The organism is Streptomyces sp. CA-243310, from assembly GCF_050936775.1.
Taxonomy (GTDB): domain Bacteria; phylum Actinomycetota; class Actinomycetes; order Streptomycetales; family Streptomycetaceae; genus Streptomyces.
Genome location: NZ_JBNJMF010000001.1, coordinates 918,542 through 938,017 on the forward strand (window position 1 = coordinate 918,542; position 19,476 = coordinate 938,017).

A 19,476-nucleotide genomic window follows, 5' to 3' on the forward strand; every position below is an offset into this window, starting at 1 on the left:
AGCGTGGTGGGCGCACCGGCCCCCGCCCAGTGACCACAGGGGCCCACGGCGGAGCACGCGCCGCACACGCCCCGCACACGCGCGGTCCACCACCCGGACGGCCAGGGGACGACGGGACACCGCCCCGAACCGGCAACCACCGGCACCAGAGCGCCGCGAGCCCGTCCACGGACACGAACGGGCGCAGCCGTGACGGGCCTCTCCACCTCGTTGCCGGTGGATGCCTCACCGCGTGGGTCCATCGCCGCAGGCGGGGTCACGGCCGCGGGAACGGCGGCCGACGCGTCCCGGGCACCCTCGCGACCGCGCACGGACGCGGCTCTGCCGGATCTCTCGACGGCAGGCCGATGAAAGGCCGTTCAAGGTGGAAGGGGCGGGGCGGCCGGATTCGAACCGACGTCCTCCTCCATGCTGTGTAGGCGCACTACCTCTGTGCTACGACCCCGCTTGCCGTGATCATAGCCGGCCCGCCCCGCCACAGGGCCGGCGATTTTTCCGACGGGCTCGCCGAGCCGCACCTGTGGCCGGACGACGGCACAACGCGGGCAGCCGCCGAGACGGTGCTCGGTGCCGCGCCCCCGTTGTGCCCTGCCAAGCCCGCCGTGAAGCGCTTTTGCAGGTCAGAGGCCCTGATCAGCGGTAGTTCACGTACTGGATCGCGAAGTCCAGGTCCTTGCCCTTGAGGAGGGCCTGGATGGCCTGGAGGTCGTCGCGGCTCTTGGAGCTGACGCGCAGCTCCTCGCCCTGGACCTGGGCCTTGACGCCCTTGGGACCCTCGTCGCGGATGATCTTCGCGACCTTCTTGGCGTTCTCCTGGGAGATGCCCTCCTCGATCGTCGCGAAGATCTTGTACTCCTTGCCGGACAGCTGCGGCTCGCCGGCGTCCAGGGCCTTGAGCGAGATCCCGCGCTTGACCAGCTTGGTCTCGAAGACGTCGAGGATGGCCTTCACGCGCTCCTCGGAGTTCGCCTCCATGAGGATCTTCTCGCCGGACCAGGCGATCGACGCACCCGTGCCCTTGAAGTCGTAACGCTGGGAGAGTTCCTTGGCGGCCTGGTTGAGGGCGTTGTCGACCTCCTGCCGCTCGACCTTCGAGACGATGTCGAAACTGGAGTCGGCCATGTGCTGTGGCTCCTTGAAGTCGGCTGTGTGGTGCCCCGGAGGGCGCGGCCGGACAACCCCGGCCCGCGCGGCAAAGCCTAGCCACCGCGCCCGCGTGCGGCGCTGATCAATCCTGTGGCGAAGCACCCCCGGCCATCGGGTATTGTTTACGTCGTTGCCACGGAGCGCCGCCGCAAGGCGGAAAAACGGCAACATCTCTTGGCGGTGTGCCCGAGTGGCCAAAGGGAGCAGACTGTAAATCTGCCGGCTCAGCCTACCCAGGTTCGAACCCTGGCGCCGCCACGCGAAAGAGGCCCCCGTTCACCCAGTGAACGGGGGCCTTCTTCGTTCTCCGGCCGCCCTCACTCCACCGTCAGGTGGTATGTCGTGTCGACCCAGAAGCCGTTCGTCGCGGACGCCGCGATCTCCAGTACGTACTGACCCGCCGGGAGCGGGTCGAGCCCGCACCACAGGCCCCAGGCGACCCGGGGCATTCCCAGCGCCTGGAACGGCCTCGACGAGAACTCCTCCAGCCTGAGCGGCACGCTGTTCAGGCGCGCCCGCGCCCGCGCCACGGTCGGCGTCCACGGCCTGGTGACGAACGGGACCGCCGCCCGCTGGGTGTTCAGCACCGGGAAGAACAACCTCCGGCCGCCCGGGACCGTGCACCGACGCACCACGCGGCCGCCGTGCGTCCCGGCGAGGAACCAGATGTCCTCGGGCTGCCGCCACCCGGCGTTGCGCCCCGTGGTGTCACCGACGGGGCTGCGGTCCTCCGGCGCGGACAGGGCCCACTTCCACCACCGGGCGGCGAGCCGGGCACCCTCCGCCTCGCCGATCCGCCAGTCGCCGTCGCCCATGCCCCACCCCGGTGCCTCGTACGACCGTCCCCGCGGCCGAATCCGCAGTGACCCTATCGGGCGCCTCCCGCGCAACGACGGGGACGTCGGGTCGTTCAAGGACCGTGCATCGGACATCGGACACACGAGGCAAGGTCGGGGGCGGCGTCCTGCTCGCCCTGCTCGGCGCCGGCATCCCGGCCCTGATCGGGGCGGCTCTGGACACCCGCGTGGGGGAGCCGTACCAGGAGACGCGGCTGTACTTCGGCACTGACCGCCCGGGCGGTCAGAGGCCGGTCGGGGAGGGGGAGTTCACCCGGTTCCTGGACGGCGAGATCACCCCGGCCTTCCCCGAGGGACTCACCGTCCACCACGGGCGGGGCCAATGGCGCGGCAGGGACGGCCGGATCGTCCACGAGACCTCGTACGAGGTGGTGTTGCTGTATCCGGAGGGGGAGGCGCAGGAGCGCGGCGCGCGCATCGAGCGCATCCGGCGGACCTACGAGCACCGGTTCCGGCAGGACTCGGTGGGCCGTTCGGACGACAAGGTGAGCGCCGGGTTCTGAACCACCCGCGGTCCGGGGGCCGGGACCCGGTCGCCGGGCAACCGCGTCAGTTGCCCGCCACGTCCTTGACGGCCACCGAGACCGGGGTCGAGCCCGAGAGCAGCTCCAGGATCAGGCCCGCCGTCGCCGGGGTCTCGATCAGCTCCGCGAGGACCGCCGCGACGTCGTCGAGCGGGATCGACCCCCGGCCCGTGTCCGCCTCCAGGCGGACCAGACCCGTACCGGCCTGGTCGGTGAGCGCGCCCGGCCGCAGGATCGTCCACTCCAGGCCCAGCCGGGTGCGGAGGTGGTCGTCGGCCTCGCCCTTCGCCCGCAGGTAGTGGTCGAAGACCTCGTCCCCGTCGTGGCGGGCGTCGGCGCCCATCGAGGAGACCATCAGGAAGCGCCGTACGCGGGCCCGTTCGGCCGCGTCGGCGAAGAGGACGGCCGCGCCCCGGTCCACGGTGTCCTTGCGCTCGATGCCGCTGCCCGCTCCCGCGCCGGCCGCGAAGACGGCCACGTCGGCGCCCTGGAGGATCCCCGCCACGTGCTCGACGGTCGCCGACTCCAGGTCGCAGAGCACCGGTTCGGCCCCCGCGTCCCGCAGGTCGTCGCCCTGTTCCGGGTCGCGGACGATGCCCGCGACCTCGTACCCGCGCGCGGAGAGCAGCCGCTCCAGCCGCAGCGCGATCCGACCGTGTCCACCCGCGATGACGATGCGCATGCCCCGACCGTACGTCGAGCCGGGCGCCGCCGCCCGCGAAGCGGCGGCGAACGGCCCCCGCCGCTCAGGGGCCGGGCTCGGTACGCCCCTGCCGGGGCAGGTCCAGGGCCACCGCGACCGCCGAGTCGCAGTACTCCCGTACGGCACTCGTCCGGGCTACGACGCGCCCGCGGTGGATCACGATCCGGCTGTACGCCAGCGAGAGAACCCCGGCGATCCGGTCCCCGCGCACCGCGAGCAGTTCCGCCGGGAAGCCCGCCTCCACCCGCACCTCGGGCAGGCCCATGGCCTCGCGGGCACAGGCGCTGACCGTCTCGTAGGCCTCCGCCGCCCGGAGCCCGCCCTGGGAGGCCAGCAGGTACGCCGCTTCGAGCGGGTCGCCCCGGCCGACCGGGTTGCCGGCGTCGCGCAGGGCCCCGCTCCCGGCCGCGACCCGGACCCCGGCGGCACGCAGCAGCCGGACCGGTGCGGTGCGCAGGCCGCGCCGCTCCAGGGCGGAGCAGTCCCCCTGGGGAAGACAGGTGACCCGTACGCCGGCCGCGGCCAGTTGGTCGGCGGCGCGGGTCGCCACGTCCAGCGGGAGCCGGGACAGACCGCCGCAGGGGCCGATGCCGACACCGGGGCGCAGCCCGCCGGCCATGGCCGCGAGCCGGGCCAGGCGCACCGGGTCGTCCCCGTCCGTGTGGAGGTCCACGGGGCAGCCGTGCTCGGCGGCGAGTTCCAGGACGGCCTCGACGAAGCCGGTGGGATCGGGGTCGAGGTCCGGGCAACCACCGATCACGGAGGCCCCCATCTTGACCGCGTCCCGGAGCATGGCGAGTCCGTCCGCCCCGGCGACACCGGTCAGCAGCCGGGGCACGGCGACGGTGGTCAGGTCGGTGAGGCCGCGCAGCGAGCGGCGCGCCTGGAGCACGGCCTCCATCGGGCCGAGCCCGTGGACGTCGCCGATCCGTACGTGGGAGCGCAGGGCGGTGGCGCCGTGCCCGAGCTGGAGCAGCGCCGCCTCGGTGGCCCGGCGCTGCACCTCGTCGGGGGCGTGGGAGACGGGCCCCTCACCGTCCGCGGTCAGGGCGGTGTCGCCGTGCGCGTGCGGCTCGGCGGGGGCCGGCAGCAACAGGTACCCGCTCAGGTCGACACGGGACAGCGCGGGGGCGGGCAGGCTCCCGGGGGTCCCGACGGCCTGGATGCGGCCACCCCCGCCCAGCCGGACGTCGACGGTGCGGCCGTCGGTGAGGCGGGCGCCGGCGAGCAGCAGGGTGGTGGACTCGGGTCCGCCGGCGGGACCACCCGCGTGGCTCCGGGGACCGTGTGCGGACCCGTGGCCGCCGCCCTCGCCCCGGCCGCCGTGCGGGGAGTGGGACGGCTGCTGCGGCGGGCTGTCGGACATCGCGCTCCTGCGGTGGCTCGGGCGCATCCCGGTTCCGTGGCCGCGGCCCGCGGCCCAAGATCACGCAGCGTGCCCCGAGCCTAGGGCGCGGGACTCCCCGGTTCGCGGAGGAGCGAAATAGTCGTACCGGTGTGGTGCCCCCGCGAAGGGATCCGGCGTGCGCGGGCGCTCGGGATGCACAGAGCGTGAGATCGGGGCGTGATCACCGGTGCCGGCCGTGTGACCTCACCCACATTCGAGCCGGAACTCGGCGGGAAACGGGGGCGGGAGGGATGGGCGGGCCGATCCGGCCGACCGGACCGGACCCTCGGAGCCCGGGCCCCGCAAAGGATTTGGGCGATCGGCGGGCAACCGTGTAATGTCTTCCTCGCTCGCCCCAATAGCTCAGTCGGTAGAGCGTCTCCATGGTAAGGAGAAGGTCTGCGGTTCGATTCCGCATTGGGGCTCTGGTGAGAGAGGTTCCCCGCCCTCGGGTGGGGAGTCGATCACATCAAAGCGGCGTAGCTCAGTCGGTAGAGCAAGCGGCTCATAATCGCTGTGTCACCGGTTCAAGTCCGGTCGCCGCTACACACAGTAGCCGATTGCGGGGTCGGTCTCCCGGTCGGCTACTCTTGTATGCGTTCATCCGTCCCAATTGTCCGTCAAGGAGCACTCACGTGGCTGCCACCGACGTCCGCCCGAAGATCACGCTGGCCTGCGTGGAGTGCAAGGAGCGGAACTACATCACCAAGAAGAACCGGCGTAACGACCCGGACCGTCTTGAGATGAAGAAGCACTGCCCGCGTTGCAACTCGCACACCGCGCACCGCGAGACCCGCTGATCCTGGCGAGTCTCGAATACAGGCACCGTCACGAGGCCGTCCCCTTTCATCGGGGGGCGGCCTCGTGTCGTTTCCGCGTCCGGATCCTTCGCGGCCCCACTTCCCATCCCCGTGCGTGACGTCCCCGCGCCCGAGGGGGCGCGGCCGGCGATCCGTGACGTGTTCCTCGTGACTTTCATGTCCCTCAACAGGAGGTAGTGAGCCATGGCCCTCGACCAGACCTTCGTGGGGCGGAGTTACCCGCCCACCGATCCGTACGAGGTCGGCCGGGAGAAGATCCGCGAATTCGCCGTCGCCGTCGGTGACGAGAATCCCGTCTACACCGACCCCGAAGCCGCTAAGGCGCTCGGCCACCAGGACGTGATCGCGCCGCCGACCTTCGTGTTCGCCATCACGTTCCAGGCGGCGAGCCAGGTCATCGAGGACCCGCAGTTGGGTCTGGACTACAGCCGCGTCGTGCACGGCGACCAGAAGTTCGCGTACGTGCGCCCCGTGCGGGCCGGTGACCGGCTCTCCGTGACCTCCACCATCGAGGCCGTGAAGTCGCTCGCGGGCAACGACATCATCGACATCCGGGGCGAGGTCCACGACGCCTCCGGCGAGCACGTGGTGACGGCGTGGACCAAGCTCGTGTCCCGCGCTCCCCAGGAGGCCTGAGATGACCGCGCAGATCCAGTACGCCGACGTGGAGGTCGGCACCGAACTCCCGGCGGCCTCCTTCCCCGTGACGCGCGCCACGCTCGTCCGGTACGCGGGCGCCTCCGGCGACTTCAACCCGATCCACTGGAACGAGAAGTTCGCCAAGGAGGTCGGGCTGCCGGACGTGATCGCGCACGGCATGTTCACCATGGCCGAGGCGATCCGCGTGGTCACCGACTGGCTGGGCGACCCGGGCGCGGTCGTCGAGTACGGGGTGCGCTTCACCAAGCCCGTCGTCGTCCCGAACGACGAGCAGGGCGCGCTGATCGAGGTCACCGCCAAGGTGGCGGCCAAGCTGGACGACAACCGGGTCCGGGTGGACCTGACGGCGATGAGCGCGGGACAGAAGGTCCTGGGCATGTCGCGCGCGGTGGTCCGACTGGCCTGAGGCCGGTGCCCGCGACCGCCGGGCCGGGGCCGTCCCGGTCCGGCGGTCGCCGCGGCGCCGCCTCGCGGCGGACGTCCTATCGGGGGACCGCGGCGAGCAGCCGGCGGGCGGCCTCCGCGACCGCCTCGCGGACGGCCGGGTCGGTGATCGTCCCCGTCCCCTCGTCCACGGCGGCCCGGGGCACCGGCACCCGGGCACAGGCCTCCTCCACGACGCTCGCCCCCGTGTACCCGAGGACCGTGCGCAACGCCCGATGAGCCCCGGCGGCGCCGGTCGGGGACGAGGACGCGTTGATCCAACCGACCGGCTTGTCCACGATCTCGACACCGCCGACGGTCCAGTCCAGCAGGTTCTTGAACGAGCCCGGGAGATCGCCCGCGTACTCCGGCGTGCAGAACAGCACCGCGTCCGCCCGCGCGATCAGTTCGCGCAGTCGGACGACCTCGGCCGGCAGGGGTTCGACGTCGTCGTCCGGATTGAAGTGCGGGAGCCTCGTCAGGTCGAGGTAGGGCGTGGCGCGCACCGCCTCGCCGAGGACCTCGGGAACCGTGAGGATCACCGAGGTGTTGGTGGAACCGGCGCGGGTGCTGCCGCTGATCAGGGCGAGGTGTGGGGTTCGGGTCACGGGCGTGATGCTACGGCCGCGTGCTGCCGCGGCCCGGCGGGATCGGGGAAGCGACCGAGAAGGACTTGACCAAGTTAGTGATTGAGCAATAACTTTGCCTCATGGCAAGGATGAGCGCAGACGAGCGACGCGAGAGCGTCATCCGTGCGGCGACGCACGAGTTTGCTCGCGGCGGTTACCACGGGACCTCCACCGACACGATCGCCAAGCGGGTGGGCGTCTCGCAGCCCTACCTGTTCCGGCTGTTCCCGAGCAAGCAGGCGATCTTCATCGAGGCGGTCGCCCGCTGCACCGAGGACATCCGGCTCGCCTTCGAGGAGGCCTCCGAGGGCCTCGGGGGCGAGGATGCGCTCAAGGCCATGGCGGAGACGTACAAGCGGCTCATCGCCGAGCACCCCGACAAGCTCCTCATGCAACTCCAGTCGAACGTGGCCGTCGCGGCCGCCGAGGCCGCGGGGGAGACGGAGTTCGGGGTGATGGTCCGGGCCGGTTGGATGCAGCTGTGGGACACCGTGCGGGCGGCGATCGGCGGCGACGCCGACCAGACCGCCGGGTTCATGGCGCACGGGATGCTCATCAACACCCTCTCCGCCCTGGGCTTCCCGCCCGAGCACCGCGTCTGGGAGGGGTGCGGCCTCCTGGACGAGGCGGACGGCCCCGAGCCCGACATCCGTACGAGCGCCTAGGTCCTGTCGTCGAAGTGGCGCCGCGGGCCAGGCGAGACTTCGACGACAGGGCGTAGTGCGCGGCCGGCCGCTTCGTCGGCCGGGACACCGTTCGACCCCGTCCCGGCGGTCGTGCGGGCCAGAAAGTTAGTCATCGATAACTAATAAGCAGCATCCGTAGGGGGAAACCGTGGACAGGCAAGGCACCGCAACCGGCGACACGAGCGCCGACACCAGACTCAAGGCACCCGCCGTCTGGGCCCTCATCCTCACCGGCGTCGCCAGCTTCATGGCGGCCCTCGACAACCTCGTCGTCACCACCGCCCTGCCCGCGATCCGCGAGGACCTCGGCGGCAAACTGGAGGACCTGGAGTGGACGGTGAACGCCTACACGCTCACCTTCGCCGTGCTCCTCATGTTCGGCTCCGCCCTCGGTGACCGCTTCGGCCGCCGCCGGCTGTTCACCGTCGGGCTCTCCATCTTCACCGGCGCCTCCGCCGCCGCGGCCCTCTCGCCCGGCATAGACGAGCTGATCGCCGCCCGGGCCGTCCAGGGCGTGGGCGCGGCGATCATGATGCCGCTCACCCTCACCCTCCTCACCGCCGCCGTCCCGGCCGCCCGACGCGGCATGGCCCTCGGCATCTACGGGGCCGTCACCGGCCTCGCCGTCGCCAGCGGCCCCCTCATCGGCGGCAGCCTCACCGAACACATCTCCTGGCAGTGGATCTTCTGGCTCAACGTGCCGATCGGTCTCGCCCTGATCCCCCTCGCCCGACTGCGCCTCGCCGAGTCCACGGCCCCCGACTCCCGCCTCGACGTCCCCGGCACGATCCTGATCAGCGGCGGCCTCTTCGGCATCGTCTACGCCCTGGTCAACGCCAACTCCGACGGCTGGACCAGCGCCCCCGTGCTCACCGGCCTGATCGTCGGCAGTGCGCTCGTCGGTGCCTTCATCCGCCACGGCTTCCGCCACGCGAACCCCATGCTCCCCATGCGGCTCTTCCGTAACCGGGGCTTCCTCGGGATCAACCTGGCCAGCCTGCTGATGTTCCTCGGCATGTTCGGCTCGATCTTCCTGCTCGCCCAGTTCCTCCAGGGCGTCGCCGGCTACTCGCCCACCGAGGCCGGGCTGCGCATGCTCCCCTGGACCGGCATGCCGATGATCGTCGCGCCGATCGCGGGCATCCTCTCCGACCGCATCGGTGGCCGGCCGGTCGTCGCCGCCGGACTGGCCTTCCAGGCCCTCGGGCTCGGCTGGTTCGCGGTCATCCTCAGCGCCGACGTCTCCTACGCCGCCCAGCTCCCCGCCCTCGTCCTCAGCGGCATCGGCATGGCCCTGTACTTCGCCCCCGCCGCCAACGTGCTGATGTCCACCGTGTCCCCCGCCGACCAGGGCAGGGCCTCCGGCACCAACAACGCCCTCCGCGAGGTCGGCGGCGCCCTCGGAGTCGCCGTCCTCGCCTCGGTCTTCTCCGCCCAGGGCGGCTACGAGAGCCCCCAGGCCTTCACCGACGGCACGATCCCGGCCCTGTGGATCGGCGCCGTCGCCGTCGCCCTCGCCGCAGGCCTCGCCCTCCTGCTCCCGCGCCGGGCCAAGGCCCCGGGCCAGGACCTCTCCGCGACTCCCGCGAGCCCCGAGGTCTCCGCCCCGGCCCCCGCCAAGGTGCCCGCCGCCGGCTGAGGCAGGCTCGGCGGGCACCCCGCCGACACGGGCGAAGAACCGGTACGGTCCGTGGCCCCGCAGGGATGCGAGGGGGACGGACCGTACTCTTGTCCCCGTGCAGGAACTCCACGACGCCCCCCTCGCCCCGCTGACCACCTTCCGCCTCGGCGGACCCGCGGCCCGCCTGGTCACCGCGACCACCGACGCCGAGGTGATCGCCGCCGTCCGTGCCGCGGACGACGGCGGCACCCCGCTGCTGATCATCGGCGGCGGCAGCAACCTCGTCATCGGTGACCGGGGATTCGCCGGCACCGCCCTGCGCATCGCGACCACCGGGTTCACCCTCGACGGCACGCGCCTGGAGCTCGCCGCCGGCGAGAACTGGAGCGACGCGGTCGCCCGCACCGTGGAAACCGGCCTCGCCGGCGTCGAGTGCCTCGCCGGGATCCCCGGCTCCGCCGGCGCCACGCCCATCCAGAACGTCGGGGCGTACGGCCAGGAGGTCTGCGACACCATCACCGAGGTCGTCGCCTACGACCGAACCACCGGCGAAACGGTCACCCTCCCCGCCGAAGCGTGCGGCTTCCGCTACCGCAACAGCACCTTCAAGGACCAGCCCGACCGCTACGTGGTCCTGCGCGTGCGCTTCGCACTCGAAGACGCCGGCGGCCTGTCCGCGCCGATCAAGTACCCCGAGACCGCCCGCGCCCTCGGCGTGGAGGCCGGTGACCGGGTCCCGGCAGCCGTCGCCCGCGAGACCGTACTGCGCCTGCGCGCCGGCAAGGGCATGGTCCTGGACCCCACCGACCACGACACCTGGTCGGCCGGCTCGTTCTTCCACAACCCGATCCTGACCGACGAGGCGTACGCCGCCTTCCTCGCCCGGGTCCAGGACCGCCTCGGCGCCGAGACCGCCCCGCCCGCCTACCCCGCGGGCGACGGCCGGACGAAGACCAGCGCGGCCTGGCTGATCGACAAGGCCGGCTTCACCAAGGGCTACGGCACCGGCCCCGCCCGCATCTCCACCAAGCACACCCTCGCCCTCACCAACCGCGGCGAGGCCACCACCGAGGACCTCCTCGCCCTGGCCCGCGAGGTCGTCGCGGGCGTCCACGCGGCCTTCGGCGTCACCCTGGTCAACGAACCGGTGACGGTCGGCGTCAGCATCTGAGGAGTCCCGGCCGCCATGCAATGCCCCCTGCACGGTGCCGGCACGGACCCCACCCGGCTGGTGGGACGCACGATCAGCAGCGTCGTCGCGTCCTGGCACGTCTACGAGGGCGAACGCTCCGAGGCGCCGCTCGACGTGTGGCTCATCGACAACGAGGGCGAGTCCACCCGGATCACCACCGGGTCCGACCAGTGCCTCATCGTCGAGTCGGAGTCCCCGCACGCGCCCTACGACATGGGGGAGTGGGGCCGCATCGAGGTCGGCGAGGACCTCGGCTACCACCCCTTCCTGCGCCACCTCGGCGAGACCGTCGCCGCCGTGGCCGAGTACGCCGTCCCCGAGACCGGGCGCACCCATCTGGAGATCGGCTTCGTGGACGGCGACCGGGTCCGGGCCGACTGTTACGAGGGAGACCTGCGGCTCACCCGGTGAGCCAGTGGTCGATCCCCGCCAGCAGCTTCCCCTGGACGTCCTCCGGCGCGGCCGAACCGCGCACCGACTGCCGGGCCAGCTCCGCCAACTCCGCGTCCGTGAAACCGTGGTGGCGGCGCGCGATCTCGTACTGGGCCGCGAGCCGGGATCCGAACAGGAGCGGATCGTCGGCCCCCAGCGCCATCGGCACCCCCGCCTCGAAGAGCGTGCGCAGCGGCACGTCCTCGGGGCGCTCGTAGACGCCCAGGGCCACGTTGGACGCCGGGCAGACCTCACAGGTGATCTGCCGGTCCGCGAGCCGCTTCAGCAGCCGCGGATCCTCGGCCGCCCGCACGCCGTGCCCGATGCGGGAGGCGTCCAGGTCGTCCAGGCAGTCCCGTACCGAGGCCGGGCCGGTCAGCTCCCCGCCGTGCGGGGCCGCCAGCAGGCCGCCCTCGCGGGCGATGGCGAAGGCCCGGTCGAAGTCACGGGCCATCCCGCGGCGTTCGTCGTTGGAGAGGCCGAAGCCGACGATGCCGCGATCGGCGTACCGGACGGCGAGCCGGGCCAGTGTGCGGGCGTCGAGGGGGTGCTTCATGCGGTTGGCCGCGATGATCACCCGCATTCCCAGGCCGGTTTCCCGGGAGGCCGCGTCCACGGCGTCGAGGATGATCTCCACGGCCGGGATCATCCCGCCGAGGAGCGGGGCGTAGGAGGTGGGATCCACCTGGATCTCCAGCCATCCGCTGCCGTCCCGCACATCCTCCTCGGCGGCCTCGCGCACCAGCCTGCGGATGTCGTCGGGCTCGCGCAGACAGGACCGGGCCGTGTCGTAGAGGCGCTGGAAGCGGAACCAGCCCCGCTCGTCCGTGGCCCGCAACTTGGGCGGCTCCCCGCCGGTCAGCGCCTCGGGCAGGCGCACGCCGTACTTGTCGGCCAGCTCCAGCAGGGTCGACGGGCGCATCGAGCCGGTGAAGTGCAGGTGGAGGTGGGCTTTCGGCAGAAGCGTGAGATCGCGTACGTGCTCCATCCGGTGATCCTGCCGTACTCACGCGCCGAGCGGGAGGGCGTTTTACCCATCGGGGTCTTGCTCGAACACGTGAGCGAACCCTGTCGGACCTCGCGGACGCACGGACGGCGGCCCCCCTGACCGGGGAACCGCCGCCCGTGAACCGCTCGGAAAGCCCCGCAGGACTAGGCCGTGGCCTCCGCCAGCAGCTTCTGGATCCGGGACACGCCCTCCACCAGGTCCTCGTCGCCCAGGGCGTACGAGAGACGGAGGTAACCCGGGGTGCCGAAGGCCTCGCCCGGGACGACCGCGACCTCGACCTCGTCGAGGATCAGCGCGGCCAGCTCGACGGACGTCTGCGGGCGCTTGCCGCGGATCTCCTTGCCGAGCACGTCCTTGACCGACGGGTACACGTAGAAGGCGCCCTCGGGCGTCGGGCAGAACACGCCGTCGATCTCGTTCAGCATCCGAACGATCGTCTGACGGCGGCGGTCGAAGGCGACGCGCATCTCGTGGACCGCGTCCAGGTTGCCGGACACGGCGGCCAGCGCCGCGACCTGCGCCACGTTGGAGACGTTGGAGGTGGCGTGGGACTGGAGGTTGGTCGCGGCCTTGACGACGTCCTTCGGGCCGATGATCCAGCCCACGCGCCAACCCGTCATCGCGTACGTCTTGGCGACGCCGTTCACGATGATGCACTTGTCGGCCAGCTCGGGAACGATCGCCGGCAGCGAGACGAACTTCGCGTCGCCGTAGACCAGGTGCTCGTAGATCTCGTCCGTCAGGACCCACAGGCCCTTGTCGGCGGCCCAGCGACCGATCGCCTCGGCGTCGGCCTCGGAGTAGACGGCGCCCGTCGGGTTGGACGGGGAGACGAAGAGGACGACCTTGGTGCGCTCGGTGCGCGCGGCCTCCAGCTGCTCGACCGAGACCCGGTAGCCGGAGGTCTCGTCGGCGACGACCTCCACCGGGACGCCGCCCGCCAGGCGGATCGACTCGGGGTAGGTGGTCCAGTACGGAGCCGGGACGATGACCTCGTCACCCGGGTCGAGGATGGCCGCGAACGCCTCGTAGATCGCCTGCTTGCCGCCGTTGGTCACCAGGATCTGGGAGGCGTCGACCTCGTAGCCGGAGTCGCGCAACGTCTTCGCGGCGATGGCGGCCTTCAGCTCGGGCAGACCGCCGGCCGGCGTGTAACGGTGGTTCTTCGGGTCGCGGCAGGCCTCGACAGCGGCCTCGACGATGTAGTCCGGCGTCGGGAAGTCGGGCTCGCCGGCGCCGAAGCCGATCACCGGACGCCCGGCGGCCTTGAGGGCCTTGGCCTTGGCGTCCACGGCGAGGGTGGCGGACTCGGAAATGGCGCCGATACGGGCGGACACCCGGCGCTCGGAGGAAGGCGTTGCAGAGGTCATGGGTCCAATCGTCCCAGACGGCCCGGAAGCGCCGCACACCGTTTCAGGTACCGGACGAACGAGATCCGGACGCCCTTCCCGGCGGCTTCTGTTCGACGTCAGGGCCGGGAGCACGTATGCTCACCTGTCGTTGGACCTCGCCGACAGCTCCAAAGCGTGCGCACTCCGTGCACTCGCTCGGATGCGGTAGGTTGGGGAACGCAAAGGGTCGTAGCTCAATTGGTAGAGCACTGGTCTCCAAAACCAGCGGTTGGGGGTTCGAGTCCCTCCGGCCCTGCTTCACACTCCGTCTCGGACGTGTGCGCAGGTACGTACTTCGATGCAACGCCGTGCGGCGCAACCGGGCGCGGCTACGGCCACGACCCGGATTCAGGTGAGAGACGTGACGGACGCCCTGGGCTCCATCGACATGCCTGACGCCGAGGACGACACTCGCGAGAAGAAGGCCCGCAAGGGCGGCAAGCGCGGCAAGAAGGGCCCTCTGGGCCGGCTCGCGCTGTTCTACCGCCAGATCGTCGCGGAACTCCGCAAGGTTGTATGGCCGACCCGCAACCAACTCACGACGTACACCACTGTGGTGATTGTCTTCGTCGTCATCATGATCGGTCTGGTGACCGTGATTGACTATGGGTTCCAGGAAGCCATCAAGTTCGTCTTCGGCTGATCCCCGCGGAGGGCGGCGCCTTGATGGGTGCCGCCCGTTTTCGCATGTTCGACCACCTTTTGTATCCAGGAAGAAGCAGCCACCGTGTCTGACCCGAACCTGAACGTGAGCCCCGACTCCGTCGAGTCCGTCGAGGACGAGCTCGACATCGTCGAGGCTGCAGACGCCGTGGACCCCGACGAAGCCGAACTCGCCGTCGCCGAGGCGGGTGCCGCCGCCGAAGAGGCCGCGCTGCACGTCGAGGACGAGGTTGACGCGCAGGCCGAGGACGACGCGGAGGCCGAAGAGGCCACCGACGACGTCGAGACCGACGAGGACGCCGAAGAGGCCGAGGACGACGAGGCTGCCGAAGAGGCCGCCGAGGTCGAGCCCGCCGAGCCGGTCGACCCCACCGAGGCCCTGCGCCAGGAGCTGCGCTCCCTGCCGGGCGAGTGGTACGTGATCCACACCTACGCGGGCTACGAGAAGCGCGTGAAGGCGAACCTGGAGCAGCGCGCCGTCTCGCTGAACGTCGAGGAGTTCATCTACCAGGCCGAGGTGCCCGAGGAAGAGATCGTCCAGATCAAGAACGGCGAGCGCAAGAACGTCCGGCAGAACAAGCTGCCCGGTTACGTTCTCGTCCGCATGGATCTGACGAACGAGTCCTGGGGCGTCGTCCGCAACACCCCCGGTGTCACCGGATTCGTCGGCAACGCCTACGACCCGTACCCGCTGACCCTGGACGAGATCCTCAAGATGCTCGCGCCGGAGGCCAAGGAGAAGGCCGACAAGGCCGCCGCCGAGGCCGCGGGCCTGCCCGCGCCGGCCGTCAAGCGCACGATCGAGGTCCTGGACTTCGAGGTCGGCGACTCGGTCACCGTCACCGACGGACCGTTCGCGACGCTGCAGGCGACGATCAACGAGATCAACCCGGACTCGAAGAAGGTCAAGGGTCTCGTCGAGATCTTCGGCCGCGAGACCCCGGTCGAGCTCAGCTTCGACCAGATCCAGAAGAACTGATCACGTTCCTCTGAACAACTGCTTCGAACAGGTCAGATCGCCCCGAAAAGGGCGGTCTGACCTGCTCGGTTTTTAGCCTCGCACCGATACCCGTTATCGTGGTGCGGTATGCCTCCATCCGGATGACCGGATGAAGGCGAAAACTCTCACTAGGACCCGGAGAGAGCAATGCCTCCCAAGAAGAAGAAGATCACGGGGCTTATCAAGCTCCAGATCAAGGCCGGTGCGGCCAACCCGGCTCCGCCGGTCGGCCCCGCGCTCGGTCAGCACGGCGTCAACATCATGGAGTTCTGCAAGGCCTACAACGCCGCGACCGAGTCGCAGCGTGGCATGGTCGTGCCGGTGGAGATCACGGTCTACGACGACCGCTCCTTCACCTTCATCACCAAGACTCCGCCGGCCGCGCGCCTCATCCTGAAGGCCGCGGGCATCGAGAAGGGCTCCGGCGAGCCGCACAAGACCAAGGTCGCCAAGCTCACCGGCGCCCAGGTCCGCGAGATCGCCGAGCTGAAGATGCCCGACCTCAACGCCAACGACGTCGACGCCGCGATGAAGATCATCGCCGGCACCGCGCGTTCGATGGGCGTCACGGTCGAAGGCTGATCCAGCCACCCAGCACCACCAGTGGTAGGGCCAAGCGCTGGTCCGCACCACGACTCCATGCCTGAAGCCACAACACAGGAGCAGAAGTGAAGCGCAGCAAGACTCTCCGCGCTGCGGACGCCAAGATCGACCGGGAGAAGCAGTACGCCCCGCTCGAGGCCGTCCGTCTCGCCAAGGAGACCTCCGCCACCAAGTTCGACAGCACCGTCGAGGTCGCCTTCCGCCTGGGTGTAGACCCGCGCAAGGCCGACCAGATGGTCCGCGGCACCGTGAACCTCCCGCACGGCACCGGCAAGACCGCCCGGGTCCTGGTCTTCGCGACCGGTGACCGTGCTGCGGCCGCGGAAGCCGCCGGCGCCGACATCGTCGGCGACGACGAGCTGATCAACGAGATCGCGAAGGGCAACCGCCTCAACGAGTTCGACGCCGTTGTCGCCACCCCGGACCTCATGGGCAAGGTCGGCCGCCTCGGCCGCGTGCTCGGTCCCCGTGGCCTCATGCCGAACCCGAAGACCGGCACCGTCACGATGGACGTCGCCAAGGCTGTCACCGAGATCAAGGGTGGCAAGATCGAGTTCCGCGTCGACAAGCACTCGAACCTGCACTTCATCATCGGCAAGGTCTCCTTCTCCGATGAGCAGCTCGTCGAGAACTACGGCGCGGCCCTGGACGAGATCCTTCGTCTGAAGCCGTCCGCCGCGAAGGGCCGTTACATCAAGAAGGCCGCCCTGAGCACCACGATGGGTCCCGGCATCCAGCTGGACTCGAACCGCACCCGCAACCTCCTCGTCGAGGAAGACCCGGCCGCGGTCTGAGCCTCACGGCTCTGAGCCCTCGGGCTCGCTGAACGACAGAACGGGCCCCTCGGCTCCCTCACGGGATCCGAGGGGCCCGTTCCGTTTTTTCCTGACTTCTGTGGAGCACGTCACACCTGCACGGATTGCGGGAAATACGCACCACGACGGCAGAACGCAGCACGTATGGTCGAAATTAATCGAACAATTACATCAGGGGTGGGGACTCCATGCTCGTACACCGCAACAAGACCGCCGGCGCCGTCCTGGCCGCCGTCCTGCTCGTGGGTGGGGCCACGGCGTGTGAGGACGGCAAGAAGGACGGAGCGGCCAAGCCGGCGGCCCCGGCCGCCTCGGCGCCGTCCAAGGCCGCCGTCGAGGTGACGCCGGCCGCGTACCTGGAGAAGGTGAAGAAGAAGTCCGAGGAGTTCACCTCGCTTCGCTACACCATGTCCGGGAGCGCCATGGGCGAGAAGATCTCCGGCGAGGTCTCCCTGCGCATGAAGCCCACGGTGGCCATGGCCATGAAGATGGCCGCCCCCGGCGCCACGGGTGGTGCCGAGTCGGTCGAGATCCGCCTGCTGGACGGTGCCATGTACATGGGCAGCGAGGGCAAGTGGATGAAGTTCGACATGAAGGCGATGGGCGCCGAGTCCGCGAAGAAGTTGGAAGGCCTCGGTCAGAGCTCACAGACCGAGAACCCGGGCGACAAGGCCGACGCGCTGCTCAAGGCCGAGGACCTCAAGTCCCTCGGCGACGAGACCGTTGACGGAGTGAAGACGCGGCACCTCGTCGGCACCGTCCCCGTGGACAAGGTGCGGGCCTCGTCCGCGACGGGTACCCCGGAGGAGAAGGAGCGCCGGGAGAAGTCCGTCAAGGCGCTGGAGGACCAGGGCATCAAGAGCCTGACCGTGGACATGTGGATCGACGAGCAGGACCACACCAAGCAGGTCCGCACCCGCGGCACTGGAACCAAGGGCCCGATGGACATGACCATCAAGTTCCTCGACTTCAACAAGCCGGTCGAGATCGCCGCCCCGCCGGCCGACCAGGTCATGGACCTGGCCGAGATGATGAAGGACGGCGGCGAGCAGGGCTGATCGGCCCCTCCCGGACCTGCCGTACGAGCTGCTCCCGAGCGGATTTGCTTGACAACGTCTGGTTCACGTACGATTCCCCGGAAGCCAAAGACCGCTGGTCGTTGCCGTGCTCGCAAGGGTGCGGTGGCCGAAGGATCCGCTGAATGCGGACGTCCTGCGCAGGTGTTCGTGGAAAGTTCCCGGAGTCATCCGGTTGAGCTACGCCCCGTGCGCTTGCGCCGGGGCGTTCTTGTTGTTCAGCCCCTTCTGAGCGGTCCTCATCACCCGGAAGGAGGCCGAAGCGCTATGCCGACGCCCAACAAGGCTGCCGCGGTAGCCGAGCTCAAGGACGCGTTCCAGAGCTCGAACGCCGCCGTGCTGACCGAGTACCGGGGTCTCACCGTGGCGCAGCTCAAGACGCTGCGTCGTTCGCTCGGTGAGAACGCCCAGTACGCCGTGGTGAAGAACACGCTGACCAAGATTGCGGCCAACCAGGCCGGGATCACCGCGCTGGACGAGCACTTCGCTGGTCCGACCGCGGTCGCCTTCATCACCGGTGACCCGGTGGAGTCGGCGAAGAGCCTGCGTGACTTCGCCAAGGACAACCCGAACCTCATCATCAAGGCGGGTGTCCTTGATGGTAAGGCGCTCACCGCCGATGAGATCAAGAAGCTTGCGGACCTCGAGTCCCGCGAGGTTCTGCTCAGCAAGCTGGCCGGCGCGTTCAAGGGCAAGCAGTCTCAGGCTGCCTCGCTCTTCCAGGCGCTGCCGTCGAAGTTCGTCCGCACCGCGGAAGCGCTTCGCGTCAAGCTCGCCGAGCAGGGCGGTGCCGAGTAATTCGGCTCGCGCACTGATCCACGCCGCCTAGTGCGTGGGTCGTAGCGGGCCGTTACGCCCGCCTCTCAATACATCCGGCACCTGCCGAATTAGTGGAAGGATCGCCCATCATGGCGAAGCTCACCCAGGACGAACTCCTCGCCCAGTTCGAGGAGCTCACCCTCATCGAGCTCTCCGAGTTCGTGAAGGCGTTCGAGGAGAAGTTCGACGTCACCGCCGCCGCGGCCGTCGCCGTTGCCGGTCCGGCCGGCCCGGGCGCCGCTGCCGAGGCCGTCGAGGAGCAGGACGAGTTCGACGTCATCCTCACCGGTGCCGGCGACAAGAAGATCCAGGTCATCAAGGTCGTGCGTGAGCTGACCTCGCTGGGTCTGAAGGAGGCCAAGGACCTCGTCGACGGCGCTCCGAAGCCGGTCCTCGAGAAGGTCGCCAAGGAGGCCGCTGAGAAGGCCGCCGAGTCCCTCAAGGCCGCCGGCGCGGGCGTTGAGGTCAAGTAACACCTCAGAGGCTCTCTGAAGCCTCTTCCAAGGGCGATCACCCGTACGGGTGGTCGCCCTTTGGTGTACCCGGAGCGCCTGACTTGCCCTGGTCTCGCTGGGGAGTAGGGTGATCTTCGTTGCCTCGAAGCAGGGTCCGGAGATGATCCGCTCGGAGCAGGGGGCCTTGACGAACGGCCGGTGGCGCGCAATTCTCAGTCCCGTCGTGAGATGGGTCGGCTCGCTCCGGTGATCCGAGGCGAGGATCGACGATCCGAGGCATGGATCGACTACGAAGAGGGCAGTACTGATACGCGCTCTGTGTACGAGAGCGCCGCAGCGTTGGATGCAGGGTTGGTTTTTAAACGACACGGGGAAGGCCTGTTGCCGGTTTCCGGAAACCTGGTCTGGACATCAGTGAGCCGAGTGGCTACACTGACCCTTTGCGCTGCCTGTTAGCTGCCCCCTGCCCGTCGCCAGGGGCATGCCCACGCTTCAGCACACTTGATTGATCCGTTCTGACCTGGTCTTTCGGCCAGGTCGAGGGCTTCCGTCTTCTGTGTCGGC

General features: G+C 69.9%; 21 protein-coding genes, 5 tRNA genes and 1 pseudogene. 19 read left to right on the top strand and 8 right to left on the bottom strand.

Annotated elements, in window-relative coordinates:
- Positions 1-372: 372 nt before the first annotated feature.
- Positions 373-447 (bottom strand) — tRNA-Ala (locus tag ACQEVM_RS04340).
- A 186-nt stretch (positions 448-633) separates the two neighbouring features.
- A complete protein-coding gene (locus ACQEVM_RS04345; RefSeq protein WP_433075134.1) occupies positions 634-1,122 on the bottom strand; it encodes a YajQ family cyclic di-GMP-binding protein in 489 nt (162 codons plus the stop codon).
- Between the two features lie 200 nt (positions 1,123-1,322).
- Between ACQEVM_RS04345 and ACQEVM_RS04350 the strand changes: the two genes are divergently transcribed.
- Positions 1,323-1,404, top strand: a tRNA-Tyr gene (locus ACQEVM_RS04350).
- 59 nt (positions 1,405-1,463) lie between these two features.
- On the opposite strand, the gene ACQEVM_RS04355 is transcribed toward ACQEVM_RS04350, so the two are convergent.
- Positions 1,464-1,961 (bottom strand): hypothetical protein, encoded by a 498-nt coding sequence (locus ACQEVM_RS04355; protein WP_433075136.1) that lies wholly within the window; start codon positions 1,959-1,961, stop codon positions 1,464-1,466.
- A 104-nt stretch (positions 1,962-2,065) separates the two neighbouring features.
- Here ACQEVM_RS04355 and ACQEVM_RS04360 point away from each other — a divergent pair, with 104 nt between their 5' ends.
- Complete coding sequence (locus ACQEVM_RS04360; protein ID WP_433075139.1) at positions 2,066-2,506, top strand: DUF3574 domain-containing protein; 441 nt, start codon at positions 2,066-2,068, stop codon at positions 2,504-2,506.
- A 46-nt stretch (positions 2,507-2,552) separates the two neighbouring features.
- On the opposite strand, the gene ACQEVM_RS04365 is transcribed toward ACQEVM_RS04360, so the two are convergent.
- The gene (locus ACQEVM_RS04365) at positions 2,553-3,209 is read right to left on the bottom strand and encodes an SDR family oxidoreductase (RefSeq protein WP_053682643.1); all 657 of its coding nucleotides are present in this window, start codon (positions 3,207-3,209) and stop codon (positions 2,553-2,555) included.
- A gap of 64 nt (positions 3,210-3,273) precedes the next feature.
- Positions 3,274-4,596, bottom strand: a complete 1,323-nt coding sequence (locus ACQEVM_RS04370) for an amidohydrolase family protein (RefSeq protein WP_433075142.1) — start codon at positions 4,594-4,596, stop codon at positions 3,274-3,276.
- Positions 4,597-4,969: 373 nt separating this feature from the next.
- Here ACQEVM_RS04370 and ACQEVM_RS04375 point away from each other — a divergent pair.
- The 5 genes from ACQEVM_RS04375 to ACQEVM_RS04395 all read left to right on the top strand — a co-directional run bounded on the left by ACQEVM_RS04375 (position 4,970) and on the right by ACQEVM_RS04395 (position 6,504).
- Positions 4,970-5,042: transfer RNA gene (locus ACQEVM_RS04375), tRNA-Thr, on the top strand.
- A 48-nt stretch (positions 5,043-5,090) separates the two neighbouring features.
- Positions 5,091-5,163: transfer RNA gene (locus ACQEVM_RS04380), tRNA-Met, on the top strand.
- Positions 5,164-5,252: 89 nt separating this feature from the next.
- A complete protein-coding gene (rpmG, locus tag ACQEVM_RS04385) occupies positions 5,253-5,417 on the top strand; it encodes a 50S ribosomal protein L33 (RefSeq protein ID WP_006604855.1) in 165 nt (54 codons plus the stop codon).
- Positions 5,418-5,621: 204 nt separating this feature from the next.
- Positions 5,622-6,074: a MaoC family dehydratase N-terminal domain-containing protein gene (locus ACQEVM_RS04390; RefSeq protein ID WP_267796335.1), complete on the top strand. Its 453-nt coding sequence runs from the start codon at positions 5,622-5,624 to the stop codon at positions 6,072-6,074.
- Between the two features lies 1 nt (position 6,075).
- Complete coding sequence (locus ACQEVM_RS04395; RefSeq protein WP_351385751.1) at positions 6,076-6,504, top strand: MaoC family dehydratase; 429 nt, start codon at positions 6,076-6,078, stop codon at positions 6,502-6,504.
- A gap of 76 nt (positions 6,505-6,580) precedes the next feature.
- Here ACQEVM_RS04395 and ACQEVM_RS04400 read toward each other — a convergent pair whose 3' ends face one another.
- Positions 6,581-7,129, bottom strand: coding sequence for an NADPH-dependent FMN reductase (locus tag ACQEVM_RS04400; RefSeq protein WP_433075147.1), 549 nt, complete (start codon positions 7,127-7,129; stop codon positions 6,581-6,583).
- Between the two features lie 101 nt (positions 7,130-7,230).
- Here ACQEVM_RS04400 and ACQEVM_RS04405 point away from each other — a divergent pair, with 101 nt between their 5' ends.
- The 4 genes and pseudogenes from ACQEVM_RS04405 (at position 7,231) to ACQEVM_RS04420 (ending at position 11,060) form a co-directional block, all read left to right on the top strand.
- Positions 7,231-7,815 (top strand): TetR/AcrR family transcriptional regulator, encoded by a 585-nt coding sequence (locus ACQEVM_RS04405; RefSeq protein WP_433075150.1) that lies wholly within the window; start codon positions 7,231-7,233, stop codon positions 7,813-7,815.
- A 169-nt stretch (positions 7,816-7,984) separates the two neighbouring features.
- Positions 7,985-9,475 (top strand): DHA2 family efflux MFS transporter permease subunit, encoded by a 1,491-nt coding sequence (locus tag ACQEVM_RS04410; RefSeq protein WP_433075153.1) that lies wholly within the window; start codon positions 7,985-7,987, stop codon positions 9,473-9,475.
- 82 nt (positions 9,476-9,557) lie between these two features.
- A pseudogene (locus tag ACQEVM_RS04415) lies at positions 9,558-10,628 on the top strand (UDP-N-acetylmuramate dehydrogenase); the annotation flags it as partial.
- 15 nt (positions 10,629-10,643) lie between these two features.
- A complete protein-coding gene (locus tag ACQEVM_RS04420; protein ID WP_433075156.1) occupies positions 10,644-11,060 on the top strand; it encodes a hypothetical protein in 417 nt (138 codons plus the stop codon).
- Here ACQEVM_RS04420 and ACQEVM_RS04425 read toward each other — a convergent pair.
- Complete coding sequence (locus ACQEVM_RS04425) at positions 11,050-12,069, bottom strand: adenosine deaminase (RefSeq protein ID WP_433075159.1); 1,020 nt, start codon at positions 12,067-12,069, stop codon at positions 11,050-11,052. The two genes, ACQEVM_RS04420 and ACQEVM_RS04425, sit on opposite strands and share 11 nt — an antisense overlap.
- Positions 12,070-12,233: 164 nt before the next feature.
- A complete protein-coding gene (locus tag ACQEVM_RS04430; protein WP_433075162.1) occupies positions 12,234-13,460 on the bottom strand; it encodes a pyridoxal phosphate-dependent aminotransferase in 1,227 nt (408 codons plus the stop codon).
- Between the two features lie 204 nt (positions 13,461-13,664).
- Here ACQEVM_RS04430 and ACQEVM_RS04435 point away from each other — a divergent pair.
- From ACQEVM_RS04435 to rplL, 8 genes are all read left to right on the top strand, one after another.
- Positions 13,665-13,737: transfer RNA gene (locus tag ACQEVM_RS04435), tRNA-Trp, on the top strand.
- 105 nt (positions 13,738-13,842) lie between these two features.
- Positions 13,843-14,124 carry a preprotein translocase subunit SecE gene (gene secE / locus ACQEVM_RS04440; RefSeq protein WP_030298162.1) on the top strand — a complete coding sequence of 94 codons (282 nt, stop codon included), beginning with the start codon at positions 13,843-13,845 and terminating at the stop codon, positions 14,122-14,124.
- Positions 14,125-14,208: 84 nt separating this feature from the next.
- Positions 14,209-15,123 (top strand): transcription termination/antitermination protein NusG, encoded by a 915-nt coding sequence (gene nusG / locus ACQEVM_RS04445; RefSeq protein ID WP_433075165.1) that lies wholly within the window; start codon positions 14,209-14,211, stop codon positions 15,121-15,123.
- Between the two features lie 168 nt (positions 15,124-15,291).
- A complete protein-coding gene (rplK, locus tag ACQEVM_RS04450) occupies positions 15,292-15,726 on the top strand; it encodes a 50S ribosomal protein L11 (RefSeq protein ID WP_266934889.1) in 435 nt (144 codons plus the stop codon).
- A gap of 86 nt (positions 15,727-15,812) precedes the next feature.
- A complete protein-coding gene (rplA, locus tag ACQEVM_RS04455) occupies positions 15,813-16,541 on the top strand; it encodes a 50S ribosomal protein L1 (protein ID WP_266996557.1) in 729 nt (242 codons plus the stop codon).
- A 209-nt stretch (positions 16,542-16,750) separates the two neighbouring features.
- Positions 16,751-17,620 carry an LppX_LprAFG lipoprotein gene (locus ACQEVM_RS04460; protein WP_433075170.1) on the top strand — a complete coding sequence of 290 codons (870 nt, stop codon included), beginning with the start codon at positions 16,751-16,753 and terminating at the stop codon, positions 17,618-17,620.
- Between the two features lie 285 nt (positions 17,621-17,905).
- Positions 17,906-18,436 carry a 50S ribosomal protein L10 gene (gene rplJ / locus ACQEVM_RS04465; protein WP_008739730.1) on the top strand — a complete coding sequence of 177 codons (531 nt, stop codon included), beginning with the start codon at positions 17,906-17,908 and terminating at the stop codon, positions 18,434-18,436.
- A 110-nt stretch (positions 18,437-18,546) separates the two neighbouring features.
- Positions 18,547-18,930: a 50S ribosomal protein L7/L12 gene (gene rplL, locus ACQEVM_RS04470; protein WP_433075174.1), complete on the top strand. Its 384-nt coding sequence runs from the start codon at positions 18,547-18,549 to the stop codon at positions 18,928-18,930.
- Positions 18,931-19,476 lie beyond the last annotated feature (546 nt).

What these genes read in the sequence shown, in the direction of transcription:
- ACQEVM_RS04345 (WP_433075134.1), bottom strand. Translation starts at nt 1,122, where the DNA reads ATGGCCGACTCCAGTTTCGACATCGTCTCGAAGGTCGAGCGGCAGGAG.
- ACQEVM_RS04355 (WP_433075136.1), bottom strand. Translation starts at nt 1,961, where the DNA reads ATGGGCGACGGCGACTGGCGGATCGGCGAGGCGGAGGGTGCCCGGCTC.
- ACQEVM_RS04365 (WP_053682643.1), bottom strand. Translation starts at nt 3,209, where the DNA reads ATGCGCATCGTCATCGCGGGTGGACACGGTCGGATCGCGCTGCGGCTG.
- ACQEVM_RS04370 (WP_433075142.1), bottom strand. Translation starts at nt 4,596, where the DNA reads ATGTCCGACAGCCCGCCGCAGCAGCCGTCCCACTCCCCGCACGGCGGC.
- ACQEVM_RS04390 (WP_267796335.1), top strand. Translation starts at nt 5,622, where the DNA reads ATGGCCCTCGACCAGACCTTCGTGGGGCGGAGTTACCCGCCCACCGAT.
- ACQEVM_RS04395 (WP_351385751.1), top strand. Translation starts at nt 6,076, where the DNA reads ATGACCGCGCAGATCCAGTACGCCGACGTGGAGGTCGGCACCGAACTC.
- ACQEVM_RS04405 (WP_433075150.1), top strand. Translation starts at nt 7,231, where the DNA reads ATGGCAAGGATGAGCGCAGACGAGCGACGCGAGAGCGTCATCCGTGCG.
- ACQEVM_RS04420 (WP_433075156.1), top strand. Translation starts at nt 10,644, where the DNA reads ATGCAATGCCCCCTGCACGGTGCCGGCACGGACCCCACCCGGCTGGTG.
- ACQEVM_RS04425 (WP_433075159.1), bottom strand. Translation starts at nt 12,069, where the DNA reads ATGGAGCACGTACGCGATCTCACGCTTCTGCCGAAAGCCCACCTCCAC.
- ACQEVM_RS04430 (WP_433075162.1), bottom strand. Translation starts at nt 13,460, where the DNA reads ATGACCTCTGCAACGCCTTCCTCCGAGCGCCGGGTGTCCGCCCGTATC.
- rplK (WP_266934889.1), top strand. Translation starts at nt 15,292, where the DNA reads ATGCCTCCCAAGAAGAAGAAGATCACGGGGCTTATCAAGCTCCAGATC.
- ACQEVM_RS04460 (WP_433075170.1), top strand. Translation starts at nt 16,751, where the DNA reads ATGCTCGTACACCGCAACAAGACCGCCGGCGCCGTCCTGGCCGCCGTC.
- rplJ (WP_008739730.1), top strand. Translation starts at nt 17,906, where the DNA reads ATGCCGACGCCCAACAAGGCTGCCGCGGTAGCCGAGCTCAAGGACGCG.
- rplL (WP_433075174.1), top strand. Translation starts at nt 18,547, where the DNA reads ATGGCGAAGCTCACCCAGGACGAACTCCTCGCCCAGTTCGAGGAGCTC.